Origin of the sequence: Allopontixanthobacter sp. (genome assembly GCF_034376665.1) — a bacterium.
Lineage (GTDB): Bacteria > Pseudomonadota > Alphaproteobacteria > Sphingomonadales > Sphingomonadaceae > Allopontixanthobacter.
In genome coordinates this window covers 15433-34057 of sequence record NZ_JAXMJI010000090.1, presented here as the reverse complement: position 1 = coordinate 34057, position 18625 = coordinate 15433, and the positions used below count along the sequence as shown (strand labels likewise).

Sequence of the window (18625 nt, the reverse complement as noted above, 5' to 3'; positions counted from 1 at the left end):
GTACCGAACAGGCCGATAATCACACAAAGTTCGGCGGTCACTTCCCAGATGACCGGGTTTTCGAGCGGATCGAAGGCGGCCGGGATTCCGGGAACCAGCGCAAATCCGGCCAGACCAAGAAATACCAGCGCCGCCGACGCGGCAGGTTCGCGCCCCGAAATGAACCGCGGCATCCAATAGGACAGGATGATGATCGATCCTGTCACGGCAAGCAGGATATGGAATGAATCGAAACCGAACACTGTAATTCCCGTCACTTCCCCGCAAAGTCAGACCACCAGGAACCTAACCCGCGGGCAAAGAAAAAAGGCCCCGCTTGATCGAGCGGAGCCTTTCGTAATCCGATGTAAAGGCGATCAGACCTTGTCGCCTAAAGCGCCCTTGATCTTGCCTTTGAGGTTTTGCGCTTCGCCCTTGCCTTCCTGCGCACGCCCTTCGGCGCGGGTTTCGGGGTCCGAAGACTGCTGCTTTACCTTGCCGGCGACTTCGTTCCCGACACCTTTGGCCTTGTCCGAATACTCACCCATATCAATACTCCTTGTTAATATGCAGCCGGTTTGGCTGTCTGGTTAATCAACGCGTTGATGCCGGAATGGTTTCGAGAAACGCCGGGGCAAACGAAGGGAACCGAAGCGTGCAGGCAAGGTTGGATGCGAATGGCGCCGTGTCCTTCCCCGCTCATTTTCGTCGATGACAGCCTGCCAGGGATTTCGCGCAAACGCTCCGGCAAGGGCTGGTCCTATTACGACGCCGAAGGCCAGCTGATCCGCGACCAGGCGGAGCGGAAACGCCTGAACGCAATCGCCCTGCCCCCCGCCTTTGCGGACGCATGGTTCTGCCCCGCGCCGAACGGTCATATCCTTGCGACCGGATTGGATGCCAAGGGGCGCAAGCAGTACCGGTATCACCCCCAGTTCCGGGCGGCTCGCGAAAGCGAGAAATTCGATCGATGTGCGGTCTTCGGCAATCTCCTGCCGGTGCTGCGCAAGCGGGTCGAAGAGGATTTGCAGGCACGGAGCCTGACGCGGGAACGGACAATCGCCGGCGTGGTCAGGCTGCTCGATCTAGGACTGGTGCGGGTGGGCAACAAGGCCTATTCGCAGCTCAACAACAGCTTCGGCGCGACGACCCTCCGCAAGCGGCATGCCGACGTGTCCGGCCATTCCGTTTTGCTGCGTTACAAGGGCAAGTCCGGCCAGCTTCAGGAAATCAAGCTGACCGACCGCAATCTGGCGCGCTTCGTGCGCAGGATGCAGGATCTGCCGGGCCAGAACCTGTTTCAGTATTTCGGCGACGACGGCGATCGCCACAACGTGGGTTCGAGCGAGGTAAACGCCTATATTGCGGAAACGATGGGGCATCACTTCACGGCCAAGAATTTCCGAACCTGGCACGCCAGTGTCCTTGCCTTTTCCGTCCTGGCAGAGGGTCCGGGAGTGGTTTCAATCAAGGACCTCCTCGACGAAGTGGCCGGCAAGCTGGGCAACACCCCGGCAGTGGCCCGCAAGAGCTATATTCATCCCGCTGTCACCGAGTTGGTCGGCGATCAGGAGGCGTGGCGGGCTACTCTGCAGCTTCCGCGCAGCACCCGGTATCTGTCGCGGCAGGAACGGGGCCTGATCGCCTATCTCGAAGCCGCACCGTCTGCCGAAGATCTGCTTGCTGCGTGACATTGCCCGGTCACCGGCACTTCGGACGCCTCAGGGTCCCGGTACTCGATGCTGCATTGCCTCCGAGGATCGTGCGAGGGGAAGCTTGCGAGAAGTCAGTGTCCCAGGTTTCGGTGCGATAAGCTCGCGCGCAAGATGGTGGTAGGCTTCCCGGTACGCATCCCAGTTACCGACCCCGGGAAGCACGGGCGGGATTATCCGGATGCGCCCCGTCTCGAGCGACTGGCGACGAAAATAGTGCGCCTCGGCCTCGCCGCGAGAGGCTGCAATTACCGCATCGGCTTCGGCGAGCACCCGCTCCTCGATCTCAATCCGCTGCGCCAGGTATCCGTCTACGCAGGCGCAGTTCGCCGCGCGTTTGACTACGCCCTGCGCATGACCGGTGAACACGAACGGAATGCCGAATTGCTGCTTGGCAAAGGCTGCAAGAATACCGGCATCGGCAAAATGCGCATGGATCAGGTCGGGACGCTGAACCCGGCTTTCGATAAACTGCGCGAAGGCCTCGCACAGCCGGTCGTGCTCCCGCCATAATTCTTGTCTGGGCAAATAACCCGGTGTTCCATCCTGCAGGCGCACCAACCGGATCTTGTTCCGGATTTCGCCTACATCGGGGGCGAACTGGCGGCCCAGCCGTTCATCGACGAAGCCGCGGGTGACGATATCAACGCTTGCAACTTGCGGATCGCGCGCACTCGCGTTGACCAATTCGAGCAGGAATTTGATATGTCGGCCAGTATCGGCATTTATTCCGTAAGGAACATCGGCCAGCTGCAAACATCCGTAAAGCGCAATGTGGCAAATTCTCACAGCATGATCCTTCTCGAGAGCAAGGATGCATTGCGTGCTTATAAGTTCCTGATTTTAAAGATGATAAAAGTTAATCTTGAGCGTATCTGCTTGAGCCCGGCACCCGCCCTGGCGGTTCAATAATCCGTCATTTCGCTCAGTTGGAGATCCCCCGATCCGTACAAATAGTCTCCTTCGAATTCCGCGAGTTTGACCAACAGCGCCTCGTCGAGAATTTCGATGCGCCCTTCTCCTTGCAGGATCAGCGCGCCTCTTTCGCGCAGGGATTTGAAGCTGCGGTTGGCGTGCACGGGTGTAATTCCACACGCCTCTGCATAATCGCGCTGCAGCAGCGGGATCGGAAAATTCCGGCCATCGAACATCTCGACGAAACGCAGCCGGGTCATCAACTCGCACAGCAGATGCGCAATCCGGCTCTCGGCATTGAGGCTACCGAGGCGGAATATCCATTCCCGGTGCATCGCGCCATCCAGCAGGGTTGAAAACCACATGGCGCGCCCGAGATGGGGGAATTTTTCGATCAACTGCGTCACCGCAGGATGCGGCACCTCCGCGAGAACACAGGCGGTAAGCGTCCCGACCGCATGGTCGAGCCGCTTCATCGGATAGCCGTGCAAGTCGACGAAATCACCCGGGATGGCGACCGATACGAGCTGCCGTTCGCCCCTTCGGTTATCGACGTAGCGCAGCATGGAGCCTTCGACGAGGTAATAGCTGTTGTCGATCCGCTGCCCGCGCTCGATCAACTGCTTGCGCGGCGGCACCGTAAGCGTGCGCCGGACCGAAGCTTCCAGAGCACCGGTTTCCTCCGGCGAAAGATTCTGCCTAAGTCGCCCTTTGAGAAACAGCTCGGTCAGCATTCGGGATCTCCCTCATTCCACGAATTCGGCAACAAGCGCTTCGGGCTTCGTCCGCTTGCCGGATGTTTGCAAAAACCGATTGGCGTTCCTACCATCAACGGTCTGATGCTGGTTTACGGACCCCGCTCAGCAAAGCTTCGTCCAGGTGACCCCCGTGCAGGATCGACATGTCGCCTGTGGTTTCCAGCACCGCAGCCCTTACCTGATCGAAGGACAACACATTGGCTTCCCGAAGTTTCGCGATCAGATCACTTTTTTCGACCCGGGAGGACTCCAATGCATCGTACAGGAAAATGCCATCCCGCATTAGCAAAATCGGTGAATTCTGGGTGATCTCTTCGAATCTGTCCGACGCCTTGCGCAATCGTGCCGTCGACCATTGGACAAAAAACAGCGTCGCCATGGCGAGCAACGTCTGCAGAAATGCCGTCCACTCGGTCGACTGGGAAGCCCCTGCGAGCAGCGAGCCGATGGCGACTGTCATCACGAAATCGAAGTTGGTCATCTTCGAAAAAGAGCGGAGGCCGTTGATCCGGACCAGCAATACGATCCAGATCATGGCCGCTGCCGAAAGGCAGAATGCCCGCAGTCCCACGTCAATTATCTGAGCTTCGACAAACATAAGTTAGTCCGATTTTCTAGGCACTTAATGGGGGTGCGAGCGTAGCAGAACCACCAGCCACATTGTCAATCGCTAAAAGTAGACATGACCATGTCCGCGCCCCAGAAGCGACGACGCCGAAGTGCTGCGGGGCATCGTGGCCGACATTTACGAAGCCGACGAATATATGACCGATCTTGCCACCCGAAGCGTCAACCTCGGCGCCAAGGCTGCCTGATCCGTAAAGAAGGTAGTCGCCGCCGCAGAGCGGCACCGATGCGGAGCCGCCATCCTATAAGAGAAGGGGGAGGGCTCTCACCCTCCCCCTATTCCGCGGACCCTTTCGGTCCAGCTGCGTTCGTCGGTTCAGCTTCCGTTGGAAAGCTCGGACTTCCCGGTTCTTGAGGTACTGGTGGACAGGCTCGAGGTCTCTCCCGAACGGGATGCCCCCGAACGGGATGCCGACCAGTCCCTCTCTTTCACCCGCAGATTGTTCTGCACGTGATTGATGCCGGACACGCGGTAGGCACAATCTTCCGCGCGGCGTTTGTCCATCCGGCTGGAAACGTGGCCGTCGAGTGTCACTTCGCCGTCCGACACTTTCACTTCGATGTCCGAAGCATCCAGCGAACCATCGTCGCTCAGGTGATCGCTGACATCTTCGCGGATGCGTTCGTCGGAACGGGTGTAGTTCTTCGGACCGCGCCCGCGATGCTCGTCCTGCTCGCGCCGACGCTGGGCATCGCTGTCCCCGAACCATGACCTTACCTCATCGCCGGCCCGTTCGAAGAAGCCGCGATCGTTGTTGTAGCGGTCATTGTCGTAGCGCCCGGATTCGTAATTGCCTCCCCAATAGCCGATTGGCGGGCCGTAGGACTCGCCATAGGAACTGCCGTAGGATCCCGACCCGGGACGCCCGCCATAGGACGAACCGTATCGGTCGCCGCCCATGCCGCCATAGCGACCGGAACCACCGCCCGAGCCGTAACTTGAACTGCGATCATATCGCCCGCTCGAACCGGTTCCATAGCCGGACCCGCCGCCGTACGCACCGAAGCTCTGGTCACGGCCCTGGCCACCGAATCCCTGGCCACGCTCGCCCCCCATGCCGCCACTTCCGGAATAGCGGTCATCGTCGCGGTAGTAGCCGCCTGAACCCTGGCTCCAGCGGTCGCGGTGGAAATCATCGTCGCTGCGGTAATCGCGCCAGCTACGCTCCCCGCCGGGCTCATAGTCATACCCGCCGCGGTGACCGCGTTGCTGGTCGCTGTAATTCTGCTGGTTGCGCGACGTCTGGTTGTTACCATCTGCCATATTGTCTCTCCTGGATTGCGCCCACCCACCTCGGGAAAGGCTCTGCAAATCAAGCGATCGGAACAGACGAAGGTTCCGCCGTTCACCGTGCGCAAACACCTGATTATCAACGACATAACAAAGGTTAACCATTTGATGTGAAGTGCGCGGGGAGGCGGCACTCGGTGACCCGATCCTGCGTCGTTCCGAAACCATTTCCCGCTTCAATCGCTGTTGCATTGCAAGGAGTGGTCGATGGCAGCGCGTGCATATTGGAAGGGGCAGATCCGTCTGGCCCTCGTGTCAATTCCGGTCGAAATATTTTCCGCCGCCAAAACCGGCCGGACGATCGCCTTCAACCAGATCCACGAACCGTCAGGCAAGCGGGTGAAATACGAAAAAACCGTGGAGGGCGTCGGTCCGATCGACCGGGATGATATCATCAAGGGCTTCGAGATTTCGAAGGGAAATTACGTCCTGCTGCAGGACGAGGAGATCGAAGCGGTCAAGATCGAAAGCCGCAAGACGCTGGAACTGGTCCAGTTTGTCGAGACCTGCGAGATCGATCCGCTCTATTTCGAGAAGCCTTATTACGTCGTTCCGGCCGACGATCTGGCGGAAGAGGCCTTCATCGTGCTGCGCGAGGCGCTGCGCAAGGCGAAGAAGGTGGCGCTGGGGCAATTGTCGGTCAGAGGTCAGGAAAAGCTGGTTGCGCTAAAACCGTGCGGCCAGGGCCTGCTGCTGGAAACGCTGCGTTATGCCGATGAAGTTCGTCAGGGGCAGGAGTTTTTCAACAGCATCGGGGATGACAAGCCGCGCAAGGAATTGCTCGATCTGGCCGCAACGCTGATCGAGCAAAAAAGCGCACCGTTCGATGCGGGCGAATTCCACGACCGCTACCGCGACGCGCTCAGGAAGCTGATCGACCGCAAGGCAAAATCGAAGAGCAAGGAAGCAATCCTTGAAGATGTGGATGCGCCTGCGTCCGGCGGCGGCTCGAATGTCATCGACCTGATGGCGGCACTCAAGAAATCGGTCGGAGGGGAAGCCAAGCCCGCCCGCAGCAAGCGAAAGAGCGCCTGATGGATCTGAACGATCCGATCCTGGCCCACTGGTTCGATTACGATCTGTTGTCCCGGCTGGTCGCCGCAGCCGTTCTGGGGCTCGTGCTCGGGCTCGACCGGGAACTGCGCGGCCATGCCGCGGGAATGCGGACTCACGGGCTGGTCTGCTTCGCCGCTGCGGCCATGACCGTGTCGGCAATTTCGCTGTATAGCCAGCTCGACGGTGCCCGGATGGACCCGCTGCGCATCTACGAAGCGACGGGCGCCTTTATCGGCATCATCGGAGCGGGCCTGATCGTGTTCAGCGGCGGGCGGGTGCACAATCTGACTACGGCAGCCCATCTGTGGCTGGCGGCTGTGATCGGAATCGCCTGCGGGGCCGGACAATGGCCGCTGGTCGTGATCGCGTCGATCGTCGGATTGATCATGCTCACGGTCCTGCGTCTGGTGGAACCGAAGGACTCCGACCGGCATATCGAGGGGAGCGGTCATGCCAAGGACTGACCCTCTATCCGAATACAACCGGAAGCGCGATTTCAGCCGGACCGCCGAGCCGCGCGGAGAAGCCGCCAAGGGCACACAGGAAAACCGGTTCATTGTCCAGAAGCATGATGCGACCCGGCTCCACTGGGACCTGCGGCTGGAGGCGGACGGAGTGCTCAAGAGCTGGGCGGTCACCAAAGGCCCCTCTCCCGACCCTGAAATCAAGCGGCTGGCGGTGCGAACCGAGGACCATCCCCTTTCCTACGCCGACTTCGAAGGGGTGATCCCCAAAGGGGAATACGGCGGCGGCACGGTGATGCTGTGGGACCGCGGCACCTGGGAACCGGTGCCCGGCAAAAGCGCGAAGGATATCGCCAAGGGCCATCTCCACTTTGTCTTGCACGGCGAGCGCATGAAAGGCGAATGGCTGCTGATCCGGCTGAAGCCCCGCGGCAACGAGAAGCGGGAGAACTGGCTGCTGCGAAAACTGCAGGACGAACACGCGGGTTCCGGCGACACACTGGTGGAACACGCGCTGACCAGCGTTGCCACCGGACGATCGATGGCCCAGATCGAAGCGGGCAGTCCGGGGAAATCTGCGAAGTCCGGGAAAGCCAAGTCGCGCAGATCCGGAACAAAGCCGAACGGAAAGCCGCCGCCGTTCCGCGCGCCGCAGCTCGCCACGCTGGTCGATCAGGTCCCCGCCGGGAACGGCTGGATGCATGAAATCAAGTTCGACGGATACCGCGCGCTGATCGCGGCGGCCGGAGACCGGGTGACCGTCTACACACGGACAGGCAAGGACTGGACCGAGAAATTCGCGCCCTTGGCCAGCCAAGTTGCCGATCTGGACTTGCCGCCCTGCCTGATCGACGGCGAGATCATCGCCTATGGCGGGGATGGCAATCCCGATTTCTCGAGCCTGCAGAAGGTGCTCAAACGCGGCCACGGCGCTCAAGGGAACGCGGACGCTCTCGCCTTCCACGCGTTCGACCTGCTCGAAGCGAATGGCGAAGATTTGACGGCGCTGTCCAATATCGAACGCAAGGAACGGCTGGAGGCGCTGCTGGTGAACGCGCGTTCCCCGATCCATGTGTCCGACCATATCATCGGCGCGGGCGAGCAATTGTACCGGACGATGTGCGAAGCCGGGCAGGAAGGCATTATCTCGAAAGACATTGCTGCAAAATACGCGTCGCGGCGGGGCAAGGCGTGGCTCAAGGTCAAATGCACGCGGCGGCAGGAATTCGTGATTATCGGGTGGAAGAAATCGTCATCCCGAGCGCGCCTGTTCTCTTCCTTGCTGCTGGCGCAGCATGATGGCGGCTCGCTAGTGTACAAAGGCAACGTCGGGACCGGATTTAGCGACGAAACGCTTCGGGAACTCGCGGCAAAAATGAAACCGCTGGAGCGCAAGACGCCGCCGGCGGACGTGGACAAGGCGTCGAGCAAGGGAGTGACCTGGGTCAGCCCCAAGCTGGTTGCCGAGGTGGCCTTCGCCGAGTTCACCGCAGAGGGCAATGTCCGCCACGGCAGCTTTCTCGGTCTGCGCGCGGACAAACCGGCCCGCGATGTGACACCGGAAAAGCCCGCCGCACTGCCCGCCGCAGAGCCGGACGTCGCGATCTCCAACCGGGACCGGGTGATCTTCCCCGACACCGGCCAGACCAAGGGGGACCTGGCGGATTATTACGCCGCGATTGCGCCGCTGATGCTGCCGTTTGCGGCGCAGCGCCCCGTCAGCCTTGTGCGTTGTCCGCAGGGGCGGGCGAAGAAATGCTTCTTCCAGAAGCACGACAGCGGCGGTTTCGGCGACGCGGTGCATCATGTGCCGATCACGGAAAAGGACGGAGGAACCGAAGACTACCCGTTCATCGAGGACCTCCGCGGCATTCTGCAATGCGTGCAGATGGGCACCATCGAGTTTCACGGCTGGGGTTCCCGCTCGATCGATGTCGAACAGCCGGACCGGATGATCTTCGATCTCGATCCTGACGAAGGCCTGGATTTTGCCGACGTCGTGCGCGCCGCCCGGGACATCAAGGACCGGCTGGCCGATCTCGGACTGGCCAGCTTCGCGATGCTGAGCGGGGGCAAGGGCGTCCATGTCGTGGTACCGCTGACGCCAGGCCATTCGTGGGAAGTGCACAAGGATTTCACGCGCCGCTTTGCCGAGGCGCTTTCGCAGGCTGAACCGGAACGCTACGTCGCGACCATGAGCAAGGCCAAGCGCAAGGGAAAGATTTTCATCGACTGGCTGCGCAATCAGCGCGGTGCGACCGCGATCCTGCCCTATTCAGCGCGCGCCCGCAGCGGAGCGCCCGTGGCGGTGCCGATCAGTTGGGACGAGATCAAGGATGTGGCCGGGGCCAACGCGTTTTCCATCGGCGATGCCGCGGTGCTGCAGAAGCACGCGAAATCGGGCCCGCTCGCCGGTTGGGGTCACGCCGACCAGTCATTGCCCGACCTGTAGGGCAATCGTCCCGCTAACGCGCGAAACTGTACCGCGCCCCTTCGCGCCTCAGATCATGCCCCGCGCCATGTCATCGGGCAGTGGAAAGCCCAGCCCGTCGTCCTTCGCCAGTTCCGCAAACGCCCGGTTCTGCGACAGGAACACGCGGCCGTTCAATTCATCCACGAAGTGGGTCCGCTTGAGCCTGTCCATGACCGGACCCTTCACTTCCGATAGGTGCATTCCGATAGCAGCGTCAGTAAGCCGGTGGTTGATCGCCTCCAGGCTTTCGAGGCCCGAAGCGTCGATCTCGTTCACTGCGCTACACATCAGGATGATGTGACGAAGCGCAGGGCGCTCGGCAACGCGTTCCAGCACATATTCTTCCAGCCAGCGGGCGTTGAGATAGGTCAGGCTTTCGTCGATGCGGATCGACAGGACGTGGGGGACGGTAAAGACCTCGTGCCGGTCCACATTACGGAAATGTTCGGTTTCCGGGACGCGCCCGACGATGGCGGCATGGGGCCGCGAGGCGCGCCACAGATACAGCATCAGCCCCACGCCGACGCCGGAAATCACGCCCATTTCCACGCCGGCAAGCAGAGTGATCCCGATGGTCGCGATATGCGCGGCGAAATCCGCTTTCGAATAGCGCCACAGCTGGCCGGGGGTCTTGAGATCCACCAGGCTGAGCACGGCGACGATGATGGTCGCTGCCAGAGTTGCGACCGGCAGGTTGAACAGCAATGGAGTCAGGAACAGCGACGCAAGCGCAATGCCGACCGCAGTGTAGGCTCCGGCGGCCGGCGTTTCCGCACCGGCGTCGAAATTTACCACCGACCGCGCAAATCCTCCGGTCACCGGATAGCCGCCGGACAGGGCGCTCGCGATATTCGATGCGCCAAGGCCGATCAGCTCCTGGTCGGGGGCAATGCGCTGTCGGCGCTTGGCGGCCAGGGTCTGCGCCACCGAAACGCTTTCCACAAAACCGATGATCGAGATCAGCAACGCGGGGACCCACAGCTTCTCGATCAGGGAGAGATCGGTCGAGGGCAAGGCGAACGGCGGCAACCCCGAGGGAATGGCGCCGACCAGATTTACGCCCTTCGTCCCCAGATCGAAAAGCAGGACCGCAAGGATCGTCAGCGCGACCGCGGCCACTGGCCCGGCCTTGACCATCAGTTCCGCGGTCCGCGGCTTCAGCCCCGCAGACACCAGCGCCGGTTTCGCGCCTTTGCGGACCCAGAACAGAAACAGTGTCGCGGGTATGCCGATAGCCAGCGTTGCGGCATTCGCTTGCCCAATCGTCGCGGCGAGCGATCCGAGCATCGCAGGCCAGTTGTCGCCCCCTGCCGCGACCCCCAGGATGTGCTTGATCTGGCTGGTGGCGATCAGCAGGCCGCTCGCCGTGATGAAGCCGCTGATGACCGGATGCGACAGCAGATTGGCGAGAAACCCCAGCCGCAGGAACCCGAGTATGGCGAGCATGATGCCGGACAGGGCTGCAAGAGTAATGGCCGCCTCCAGATATTCCGGAGTTCCCTGCGCCGCGACCGCCCCTGCGGCGGAGGCAGTCATCAGCGACACCACGGCCACCGGTCCGACGGCCAGAGTCCGGCTGGTCCCGAAAATGGCATAGGCAATCAGCGGCAATATCGACGCATACAGCCCGACGACCGGGGGAAGCCCCGCCAGCAGCGCGTAGGCCAGGCTCTGGGGGATCAGCATGATGGTGACGATAACCGCCGCCATCAGATCGTTGGTCAGAACCGCGCGGTTATAGGTTCGCCCCCATTCGACGATCGGCAGATAGCGGGCCAGCAATCCGCCCCCGGCACCGTTCGCAGTGCCGGTGGCGGGCGAAGTGCTCGGCATTATGCCGCGCGCCGTTCATGCGGCTTCGCGAGCCATTCCCGGCCCTTGAGCATCCCGTTCCAATAGACCCACGGCAGTATTTCGGACTTGAGCAACCACGAGAGCCTTGCAGGCCGCGTTCCGTTGATCAGCCACGAAGGGAAGCTGGGCAGCAGTTTTCCGCCATAGCCGAATTCGGCAAGGATGATCTTGCCGCGCTCGACCGTCAAAGGACACGAACCGTAGCCATCGTAGTCCGCGAGGGGTGGCTTGCCATCGAGCACCGCCAGCGCGTTGCAGGCAACGATCGGCGCTTGCTTGCGCGCGGCGGCCATCGTCTTGGCGTTGGGCATCGAACCTGCGTCACCCAGACCAAAGACATTCGGATATCTGACATGCTGCATGGTGAACTGGTCCACATCGACGAAGCCGCTTTCGGCCGCCAGCGGGCTGTCCGCGACAAACTGCGGCGCAACCTGGGGCGGCACGACATGCAGCATGTCGAACCTGCGGGTTACCTCACCCTCCGCAGTTTGGAAGGTCGCGATCCGTGCGGGGCCATCCACCGCAACGAGCGTCGATCCAAGTTTCAGATGAATCCCGTAACGTTCGACATATTCCATCAGCGCCGGAACATAGGCTTCGACCCCGAACAGCACGCCGCCCGAGTTCCGGAATTCGACCTCGATATCGCCCAGAACGCCGCGGTCCTCCCATGCGTTGCAGGACAGATACATGGCCTTTTGCGGGGCACCGGCGCATTTGATCGGCATCGGCGGCTGGCTGAAAATGGCCCGGCCCGATTTCAATTTCCTGACCAGTTCCCACGTATAGGGTGCCAGATCATAGCGATAATTCGATGTGACGCCGTTCTTGCCCAGCGTATCTTCCAGCCCTTCGATTTGTTCCCACGCCAGCCGGATACCGGGCGCGACCAACAGCAATTCGTAAGTGAGGACTGTGCCGTCTTGTAGGGAGACCTGATTGTTGTCGGGTTGGAAAGTGGCAGCGGCCTGCTTGATCCATACGACCCCCTTCGGCATCACCGTGGCAGTCCGCCGGTGGGTGACCGGTGCTTCGAAAACGCCGCCTCCGACCATTGTCCAGCCGGGCTGATAATAATGGTCTTCACTGGGCTCGACAATTGCGATGTCCAGCGAAGGCCTCCGCTTGAGAAGCGATGACGCCGCCGCGATTCCGGCCGATCCGCCGCCGACTATTACGATATCGTGAGACAAGCTGTTCGCCATCGCGGGCTCTCCTGCTGGTATGGTGATGGCGATCGGGCCGAGGCGCGGCAAATGGGCCGCGGTCCCCCGGTCACACCGCGTTTACCGGGATCTTGATGTAGCTCACTCCGTTGGCTTCCGGCTCCGGCAAGCGGCCTCCGCGAATGTTCACCTGCACGCTCGGCATGATCAGGTTCGGCATCGGGAGAGTCTTGTCGCGGGCGGTCCGCATGGCGACGAATTCGTCCTCGGTCGTGCCGTCCCTGACGTGGACATTACCTTCCCGCTGTTGGCGTACCGTCGTTTCCCAGGCATAATCGTCGCGGCCCGGCGCCTTGTAATCGTGACACAGGAACAGCCGCGTTTCGCCGGGAAGCGACAGCAGGCGGCGGATGGACTGGAACAATTGGCGGGCATCGCCCCCGGGGAAATCGGCGCGGGCCGTCCCGAAATCGGGCATGAAGATGGTATCCCCCACGAACGCCGCGTCACCGATGATGAACGCCATGTCGGCCGGCGTATGACCCGGTACGTGCAGCGCGATGCCTTCAAGTTCGCCCACGGTGAAGGTTTCTCCATCGTCGAACAGCTTGTCGAATTGCGACCCGTCCCGCTCGAAATCGGTTCCGGCGTTGAACAGCTTGCCGAAGACATCCTGCACCCGGATGATCTCGCGTCCGATGGCCAGCTTTCCGCCGAGCTTTTCCTGCAGATACGGCGCGGCAGAGATATGATCGGCATGGGCGTGAGTCTCGATCAGCCACATCACTTTCAAATTATTCGATGTGACGTATTCGGCGATCCGGTCTGCCGAGCCGTTGGAGGTCCGGCCCGAGGCGGCCTCATAATCCAGCACCGAATCGATAATTGCCGCTTCGCCCGATTTCGGATCGTGCACCACGTAACTGATCGTGTTGGTGGCTTCGTCGAAGAAACCAGCGATCGACGGGCGCAAACGCTTGTCGGCCTGCGCCCTGCGGATCTGCTCCGCGGCGGCTTTCAGGCCCGTTTCGAAACTGCTCATGGCAAACCTCCGACATGGTTTCATAAATTGTGTATATGTATTTCGTAGCTTCTGGAAGAGACCAGGAAGGCCGCACCAGGCCGGGGCGGAACACAATGTCGGCGAGATCGAGGAAGTGGCCCGGGTCGGACAGCCGGCTCTTTTACAGCAACTCGCCGTGCTCCGATTGCTCGCGTTATCTTCGGGGGGGCAGCCGCCAGAACTTTTCCATGGCGAGATAGGTCATCGACGCCGTCCAGCCCACCATCACCAGTCCGTTCAAGGCCTCGAACCCGGAGATGATCCGCAGCGCACCATGCGGAAACAGATCGCCGATGCCGAGCGTGGTGTAGGACGTGATCGAAAAGTAAAACGCATCCATGAAGCTGAGCTATCCGGCCCCGCCGATCGTGCCGTATCCTCCGATCCAGTGCAGCCCCATATAGGCGAGCGCATAGAGCGTGATATGGATGCAGTGCGAGGCAATCGAAGTGGTAAGCACGACCAGAATGCGGGCGTGCACCGGGATGGCAAGTTCGGCCAGGCCGAGCGAGGTCAGGCGAAGCGCTTCGTAATGGATCAGAATGGTGGCTGCAATCAGCACCAGCGAAAGGGCAAAACCGACGATCATGCCGGAACCGCCGTGCGTTTGCCGCTGAACACGGCCTGCCAGTTCTGGATTTCAGCAAACACGATCTCGTCGGCGGCGTGGACAATGTCGGCGGCGAAGCTGTAATCGACCGCTTCGTGCGGCGCATCCAGGATCAGCGCAATCCGCTGAGACACTCTGTCCAGTTTCTCCGCAGTGACTTCGGAAATTTCGGCGAAGCGTTCGAAATCGCCGAAATAGCGGATGCCGGCAAAAGCGCCGCCAAGTGTCGGCAGGGCGACGGCGAGGACGGTGAACCATTTGGCGCTTCCCGCGACCAGACGTGGATCGACCAGGTCCAGCGCGGACAGGCCTGCCAGCGCAAGGAACATCGCCACCAGCAACACAGCTGCAAGAAACAGCGTTTCCGAAAGCAGATCGATCCGGTGATGCACCCGGGCGAGACGGGCGGATTTCGCGCGGTGATAGTGCCGCTGCGGATCGACATGATGATCGCGAAGGACCTCCAGCAGAGCCCGCAGATAGGGCTTGTCGACCCGCATCTGCGGCAGCCCGATACGCCGCAGCGCGTGCCGCACATACCATTCGGGCCACCAATTGTCCGTGCCCTGCGGCCACGCACCCGGAGGCCGGGCGGCACCCAGCGCCGCCAGCAGAGGGCTGTGCCGCAGATATTCTGCCGCCCGCCGGGTCTCGAACCAGCGCCCATGCAAACGCGCCCTCTGGCCGGAGGCGGTGTTCACCACGATCGTCAGCAGCAGAGCCAACTCCAACGCGGCGAAGATCCATTTGTGCTCCGCATCGACCAGCGGCAGATAGAGGATGCCCGCAATGATCGCCATTGCGCCGAGCAGGAAATTGACGATCATTCCGGAGCGGTAATGATCCGAAAGGTAGGATGAAATCCCGTCCAGCCAGGCAAAGCGGCGGAGGATTTCCGTTTCCAAAGCGCGGGACAGGCCAGGATCACCCTGGGGCAATGAAGCAATCGCACCAAGCAGCGGCTGGCCGCTGCCTCCGGCGATCTCGTCCGGCCGCTCATAGGTTTGCCGGACCGACCGGAAGCGCCGCGCCAGCCCCGTCTCGCCAAACAGCGCCTCGACACGGCGGAACGCGTGGCCGCGAATGCTGCTTGCGCTGCGCCAGCTGTCGGTGCCGATTGCGGCCAGACCCGCAAAGCCGCCGCCGACTTCCGGGGGAGCAAGAGCAACCGCGTCAGTGACCAGCCGGGCCAGCGCGTCGCCCCGTGCCGTCCGCGGCAGATCGGCACTACCCCCGGCACCCTCCCGATGCACGCCGGTTAGCGCTTCGGGCGAGAGCAATATCTGCCACTCGGCGGGCTGCGCGGGATCGATCCATAACACGGGTGAGCCCATTTCGAGTGCGATCAGCGCGGTGTGCCCGGTGCCGCCGATATTGGCGACCGATTTGCCGTCCCAGACAGCGATCACGATGTCCGACTGCTCGATCAGGATCCTGCCGGCGAGCGCCGAGCGCTTGCCCGCCTCCGCGGCGAAGCTGCCGAGCGCCTGAGTGTCGCCGGGACGTTCGAGCATATCGAGAAACAAGTCCTGCAGCCGCTGGTCGTCGTCCGCCATCTCGAACAGCCGCGCCTGCCGCGCGAGGGCGGAAATTGTATCGACCCGCTCCGTCACTTCGGGGTCGGCAGCCGGTTCGCCCGCGAAAATCGCACGCGCATCCGCCGGGTTCGCTGCCCCGCCGTTGATCGCCGCATTGAGCGCCTTGCCGAAGGGCAGCGGGATCACCAGTTCCCAGCCGCGCGCCAGGGCCAGCCGGGCAGCGTGGTGATCTGCCCCGTCGGCCAGCAATGTATTCAGACGCGGCGCACAGGCGCCTGGCTCCCCGCCCTGGCCGCGGATCCCTTCGAGCGCCCGTTCGACAGTGTCGAAAACCTGCGCGAGGACAGTATCAAGTGTCGCGGCATCGCTCGGAAACGAGGGGTGCGCGCGGCGGTGACCGGTTACGCCGAGCGAAAAGCAAGGAATGGGCAGCGGCGGCGCGGCGACGGGGCCGACCGGTTCATGTTCTGTGGCAGAAATCGCGCAGTGCCCCTTTCACGTCCGCTTCCGCGTCCCGGATAGGCGGCGGCGCGCCATTCCACAAGCCGGGGTGAACTGCGCTCAGGCCAACCGGACACTGCCTGCTCGTTCGAAAAGGTATTTTCCCGAAGCAGCCAAGATCGAGCGCCATCTTACCGCACCAGCAATACCGGCGCGTGGACGGTGCGGATCATCGCGGTGGTGGTGCTGCCCACGATCAGGGTCCGGATCGGTGAGTGGCCATAGGCACCCATCACCAGCATCGCGCCCGGCGTCTGCCCGACCAGCTTGGCGATCACGGCTTCGGGTTTGCCGCGTTCGAGTGTCGTGGTGACTTCGCGTTCTTCGCCGAGCCGGGAGGCGGCGTCACCGAGCGCGCGGCGATGGGCTTCGTTGTCCGTATCGGCCATGACGATGTTGACCGGCATTCCGGTGAACAGGGCCGATTCCACCAACCGGCCCAGAGCGCGCTGCGCCGCCGGGCTGGCATCATAAGCGAACACGATGCTGCGCGGTTCGGTATAGGCGCGCGAAGCAACCAGGACCGGCTTGGTGCTGGAACGCACCACCCGTTCGAGCTTCGATCCGATGTGGTCACTGGCAAATTCGTGAGACGCGCCGCGCTTGCCAATCACGACCACGCGCGCACCTTCTTCGCGTTCGAGGATGGTCTCGACGATGCCGCCATGCCGGTGCAGCGTGCGAACATCGAACGCGCCGCCCTCCCGCAGGCGTTTCTCACTCGCGGCGAGCAATTGCCGGCCACGTTCGACCTTCAGTTTGGCGTCGGCAGCTTCGATAGCGACCAGTTCCTCCATCAGACTGGTCTTGACCCCGAGGCCGATGGCCCCGGACAAGTCGCCCCGTGCGGTCACCGCATCGCTGCGCTGGACAACGTGGAGCAATTCGACCGGCATGGCGAGGCGCTGCGAGGCCCAGGCCGCCAGATCACAGACGCTGTCCGCGTAACTCGATGCGTCGATGCAGGCGAGGACGTGTTCCATGGTCATGCTCCTCTCAATGTCCGCCAAGGTGCGCTTGCGCGCCCGGCTTGTCGTGTACGGCGAAGCGGTCAATCATCGTAGCACTGGCCTGATTCAAGCCGACCACTTCGACTTCGGTGCCCTCGCGGCGGAACTTCAGGATCGCCTTGTCCAGCGTCCCGACTGCCGAGATATCCCAGAAATGGGCTTGTGACACATCGATCACGACCCGGTCCAGCACCTCCTTGAAATCGAAGGCTTCGACAAAGCTGTCTGACGAAGCGAAAAAGACCTGCCCCGACACCATGTAGCGGCGGCTCAGCCCGTCGGCCGAAGCTTCCGATTCCACCGTAAAGATGCGCTTGACCTTGCTGGCGAAGAACAGGCCCGACAGGATCACGCCCGAAAGTACGCCCTGCGCGAGGTCATGCGTCCATACCGTGATGATGACGGTGACAACCATCACCACCGATGATTGCCATGGGTGATGGCGAATATCGCGGATCGAAGCCCACGAAAATGTGCCGATCGATACCATGATCATCACCGCTACCAGCGCCGCCATCGGAATGATTGCGACGAGCGACCCCAGAACCACGATCAGGAACAGCAGGAACGCGCCGGCCACGAATGTCGACAGGCGCGTCTCGCCGCCCGATTTCACGTTGATGACCGACTGGCCGATCATCGCACAGCCGCCCATGCCGCCAAGGAAACCGGTGAAGAAGTTGGCGATGCCCTGCCCCTTCATCTCGCGCTGCTTGTCGGACGGTGTGTCGGTCAGATCATCGACAATCTGCGCGGTCATCATCGATTCCAGCAGACCGACCGCGGCCATCGTCAACGAAAAGGGCAGGATGATCTGCAGCGTTTCCAGCGTGAACGGCACGTTCGGGATCAGCCATGCGGGCAACGATGAGGGCAGTTCGCCCATGTCGCCCACGGTGCGCACATCGAACCCGGTGTAGAACACCAGTGCAGTGATGAGGACGATTGCCACAAGCGGCGATGGCACCGCCCTGGTAAGGTAAGGAAACAGATAGATGATCGCCAGAGCACCCGCCACCAATGCATATGTGAGCACTGGCACACCGATTAGTTCGGGCAGCTGCGCCATGAAGATCAGGATCGCCAGCGCGTTGACGAAGCCGGTAACAACCGATCGCGACACATACTGCATCAACAGGTTGAGCCGCAGGAACCCGGCGATCATCTGGGTAACGCCCATCAGGATCGTGGCGGCGAACAGGTAATCGACCCCATGATCGCGAACCAGCGGCAGGATCAGAACCGCGATTGCAGCCGTCGCCGCCGAGATCATTCCCTGCCGTCCGCCAACCAGCGAAATGATCACGGCGATGGAGAACGACGCATAAAGACCGACGCGTGGATCGACCCCGGCGATGATCGAAAAGCCGATAGCCTCCGGAATTAGCGCAAGCGCTACGACAATCCCGGCCAGGATGTCGCCGCGCGGGTTGGAGAACCATTCGCGCTTGATGGTTTCAATATTCGTCATGTGGACCTTGTGCTTTACCGATGCGTCACAGATGCCGCGGCGCTGGCCCAGGTAGGGACAACGTATCGACAGAGATCGGTAGTGAGGAGAAAATTATCCCGGGGATAGGCGCCGGGCCGAGCCACCCGGGTAAA

Annotated in this window: 17 protein-coding genes, 1 pseudogene and 1 other annotated feature (1 of these 19 cut by a window edge); of the genes and pseudogenes, 4 read left to right on the top strand and 14 right to left on the bottom strand. The window is 61.8% G+C overall.

Annotation, left to right across the window (positions count from 1 at the left end; all coding sequences use genetic code 11):
- Together U0988_RS09730 and U0988_RS09725 are read right to left on the bottom strand one after the other, a co-directional pair.
- Window positions 1-257, bottom strand: a pseudogene (locus tag U0988_RS09730) (sodium:proton antiporter); the annotation flags it as partial.
- A 99-nt stretch (window positions 258-356) separates the two neighbouring features.
- The gene (locus U0988_RS09725) at window positions 357-527 is read right to left on the bottom strand and encodes a CsbD family protein (RefSeq protein WP_322292428.1); all 171 of its coding nucleotides are present in this window, start codon (window positions 525-527) and stop codon (window positions 357-359) included.
- Window positions 528-656: 129 nt separating this feature from the next.
- Between U0988_RS09725 and U0988_RS09720 the strand changes: the two genes are divergently transcribed.
- Window positions 657-1670, top strand: coding sequence for a DNA topoisomerase IB (locus U0988_RS09720; RefSeq protein WP_322292427.1), 1014 nt, complete (start codon window positions 657-659; stop codon window positions 1668-1670).
- A 30-nt stretch (window positions 1671-1700) separates the two neighbouring features.
- Here the strand turns inward: U0988_RS09720 and U0988_RS09715 are convergent, their stop codons facing one another.
- From U0988_RS09715 to U0988_RS09700, 4 genes are all read right to left on the bottom strand, one after another.
- A complete protein-coding gene (locus U0988_RS09715) occupies window positions 1701-2480 on the bottom strand; it encodes a glycosyltransferase (RefSeq protein WP_322292426.1) in 780 nt (259 codons plus the stop codon).
- Window positions 2481-2596: 116 nt separating this feature from the next.
- A complete protein-coding gene (locus U0988_RS09710) occupies window positions 2597-3340 on the bottom strand; it encodes a Crp/Fnr family transcriptional regulator (protein ID WP_322292425.1) in 744 nt (247 codons plus the stop codon).
- Between the two features lie 94 nt (window positions 3341-3434).
- The gene (locus U0988_RS09705; RefSeq protein WP_322292424.1) at window positions 3435-3845 is read right to left on the bottom strand and encodes a DUF421 domain-containing protein; all 411 of its coding nucleotides are present in this window, start codon (window positions 3843-3845) and stop codon (window positions 3435-3437) included.
- A 462-nt stretch (window positions 3846-4307) separates the two neighbouring features.
- Complete coding sequence (locus U0988_RS09700; protein ID WP_322292423.1) at window positions 4308-5255, bottom strand: BON domain-containing protein; 948 nt, start codon at window positions 5253-5255, stop codon at window positions 4308-4310.
- Window positions 5256-5489: 234 nt separating this feature from the next.
- On the opposite strand from U0988_RS09700, the gene U0988_RS09695 reads away from it, so the two are divergent.
- The 3 genes from U0988_RS09695 to ligD are packed head-to-tail and all read left to right on the top strand — an operon-like array spanning window position 5490 to window position 9254.
- Window positions 5490-6317, top strand: a complete 828-nt coding sequence (locus tag U0988_RS09695) for a Ku protein (RefSeq protein WP_322292422.1) — start codon at window positions 5490-5492, stop codon at window positions 6315-6317.
- A complete protein-coding gene (locus U0988_RS09690) occupies window positions 6317-6802 on the top strand; it encodes an MgtC/SapB family protein (protein WP_322292421.1) in 486 nt (161 codons plus the stop codon). The genes U0988_RS09695 and U0988_RS09690 overlap by 1 nt, the downstream gene beginning before the upstream one ends.
- A complete protein-coding gene (gene ligD / locus U0988_RS09685; protein WP_322292420.1) occupies window positions 6789-9254 on the top strand; it encodes a DNA ligase D in 2466 nt (821 codons plus the stop codon). The genes U0988_RS09690 and ligD overlap by 14 nt, the downstream gene beginning before the upstream one ends.
- Before the next feature lie 48 nt (window positions 9255-9302).
- On the opposite strand, the gene U0988_RS09680 is transcribed toward ligD, so the two are convergent.
- The 8 genes from U0988_RS09680 to U0988_RS09645 all read right to left on the bottom strand — a co-directional run bounded on the left by U0988_RS09680 (window position 9303) and on the right by U0988_RS09645 (window position 18491).
- On the bottom strand, window positions 9303-11108 hold the full coding sequence (locus U0988_RS09680) for a SulP family inorganic anion transporter (protein ID WP_322292419.1): 1806 nt from the start codon (window positions 11106-11108) through the stop codon (window positions 9303-9305).
- Complete coding sequence (locus tag U0988_RS09675; protein WP_322292418.1) at window positions 11108-12337, bottom strand: FAD/NAD(P)-binding oxidoreductase; 1230 nt, start codon at window positions 12335-12337, stop codon at window positions 11108-11110. The genes U0988_RS09680 and U0988_RS09675 overlap by 1 nt, the downstream gene beginning before the upstream one ends.
- Window positions 12338-12407: 70 nt before the next feature.
- Window positions 12408-13340, bottom strand: coding sequence for an MBL fold metallo-hydrolase (locus U0988_RS09670; protein ID WP_322292417.1), 933 nt, complete (start codon window positions 13338-13340; stop codon window positions 12408-12410).
- A gap of 175 nt (window positions 13341-13515) precedes the next feature.
- Complete coding sequence (locus U0988_RS09665) at window positions 13516-13701, bottom strand: potassium channel family protein (protein WP_322292416.1); 186 nt, start codon at window positions 13699-13701, stop codon at window positions 13516-13518.
- A gap of 9 nt (window positions 13702-13710) precedes the next feature.
- Window positions 13711-13950 carry a hypothetical protein gene (locus tag U0988_RS09660; protein WP_322292415.1) on the bottom strand — a complete coding sequence of 80 codons (240 nt, stop codon included), beginning with the start codon at window positions 13948-13950 and terminating at the stop codon, window positions 13711-13713.
- Window positions 13947-15758, bottom strand: coding sequence for a hypothetical protein (locus U0988_RS09655; RefSeq protein WP_322292414.1), 1812 nt, complete (start codon window positions 15756-15758; stop codon window positions 13947-13949). Before U0988_RS09655 ends, U0988_RS09660 begins: the two co-directional genes overlap by 4 nt.
- Before the next feature lie 383 nt (window positions 15759-16141).
- On the bottom strand, window positions 16142-16999 hold the full coding sequence (locus U0988_RS09650) for a universal stress protein (protein WP_322292413.1): 858 nt from the start codon (window positions 16997-16999) through the stop codon (window positions 16142-16144).
- 7 nt (window positions 17000-17006) lie between these two features.
- Window positions 17007-18491 carry a SulP family inorganic anion transporter gene (locus U0988_RS09645; RefSeq protein WP_322292412.1) on the bottom strand — a complete coding sequence of 495 codons (1485 nt, stop codon included), beginning with the start codon at window positions 18489-18491 and terminating at the stop codon, window positions 17007-17009.
- A 91-nt stretch (window positions 18492-18582) separates the two neighbouring features.
- Window positions 18583-18625, bottom strand: a sequence feature (sul1 is cis-regulatory element that is thought to sense ions involved in sulfur or methionine metabolism; They are found in Alphaproteobacteria) (it continues 11 nt past the right edge of the window).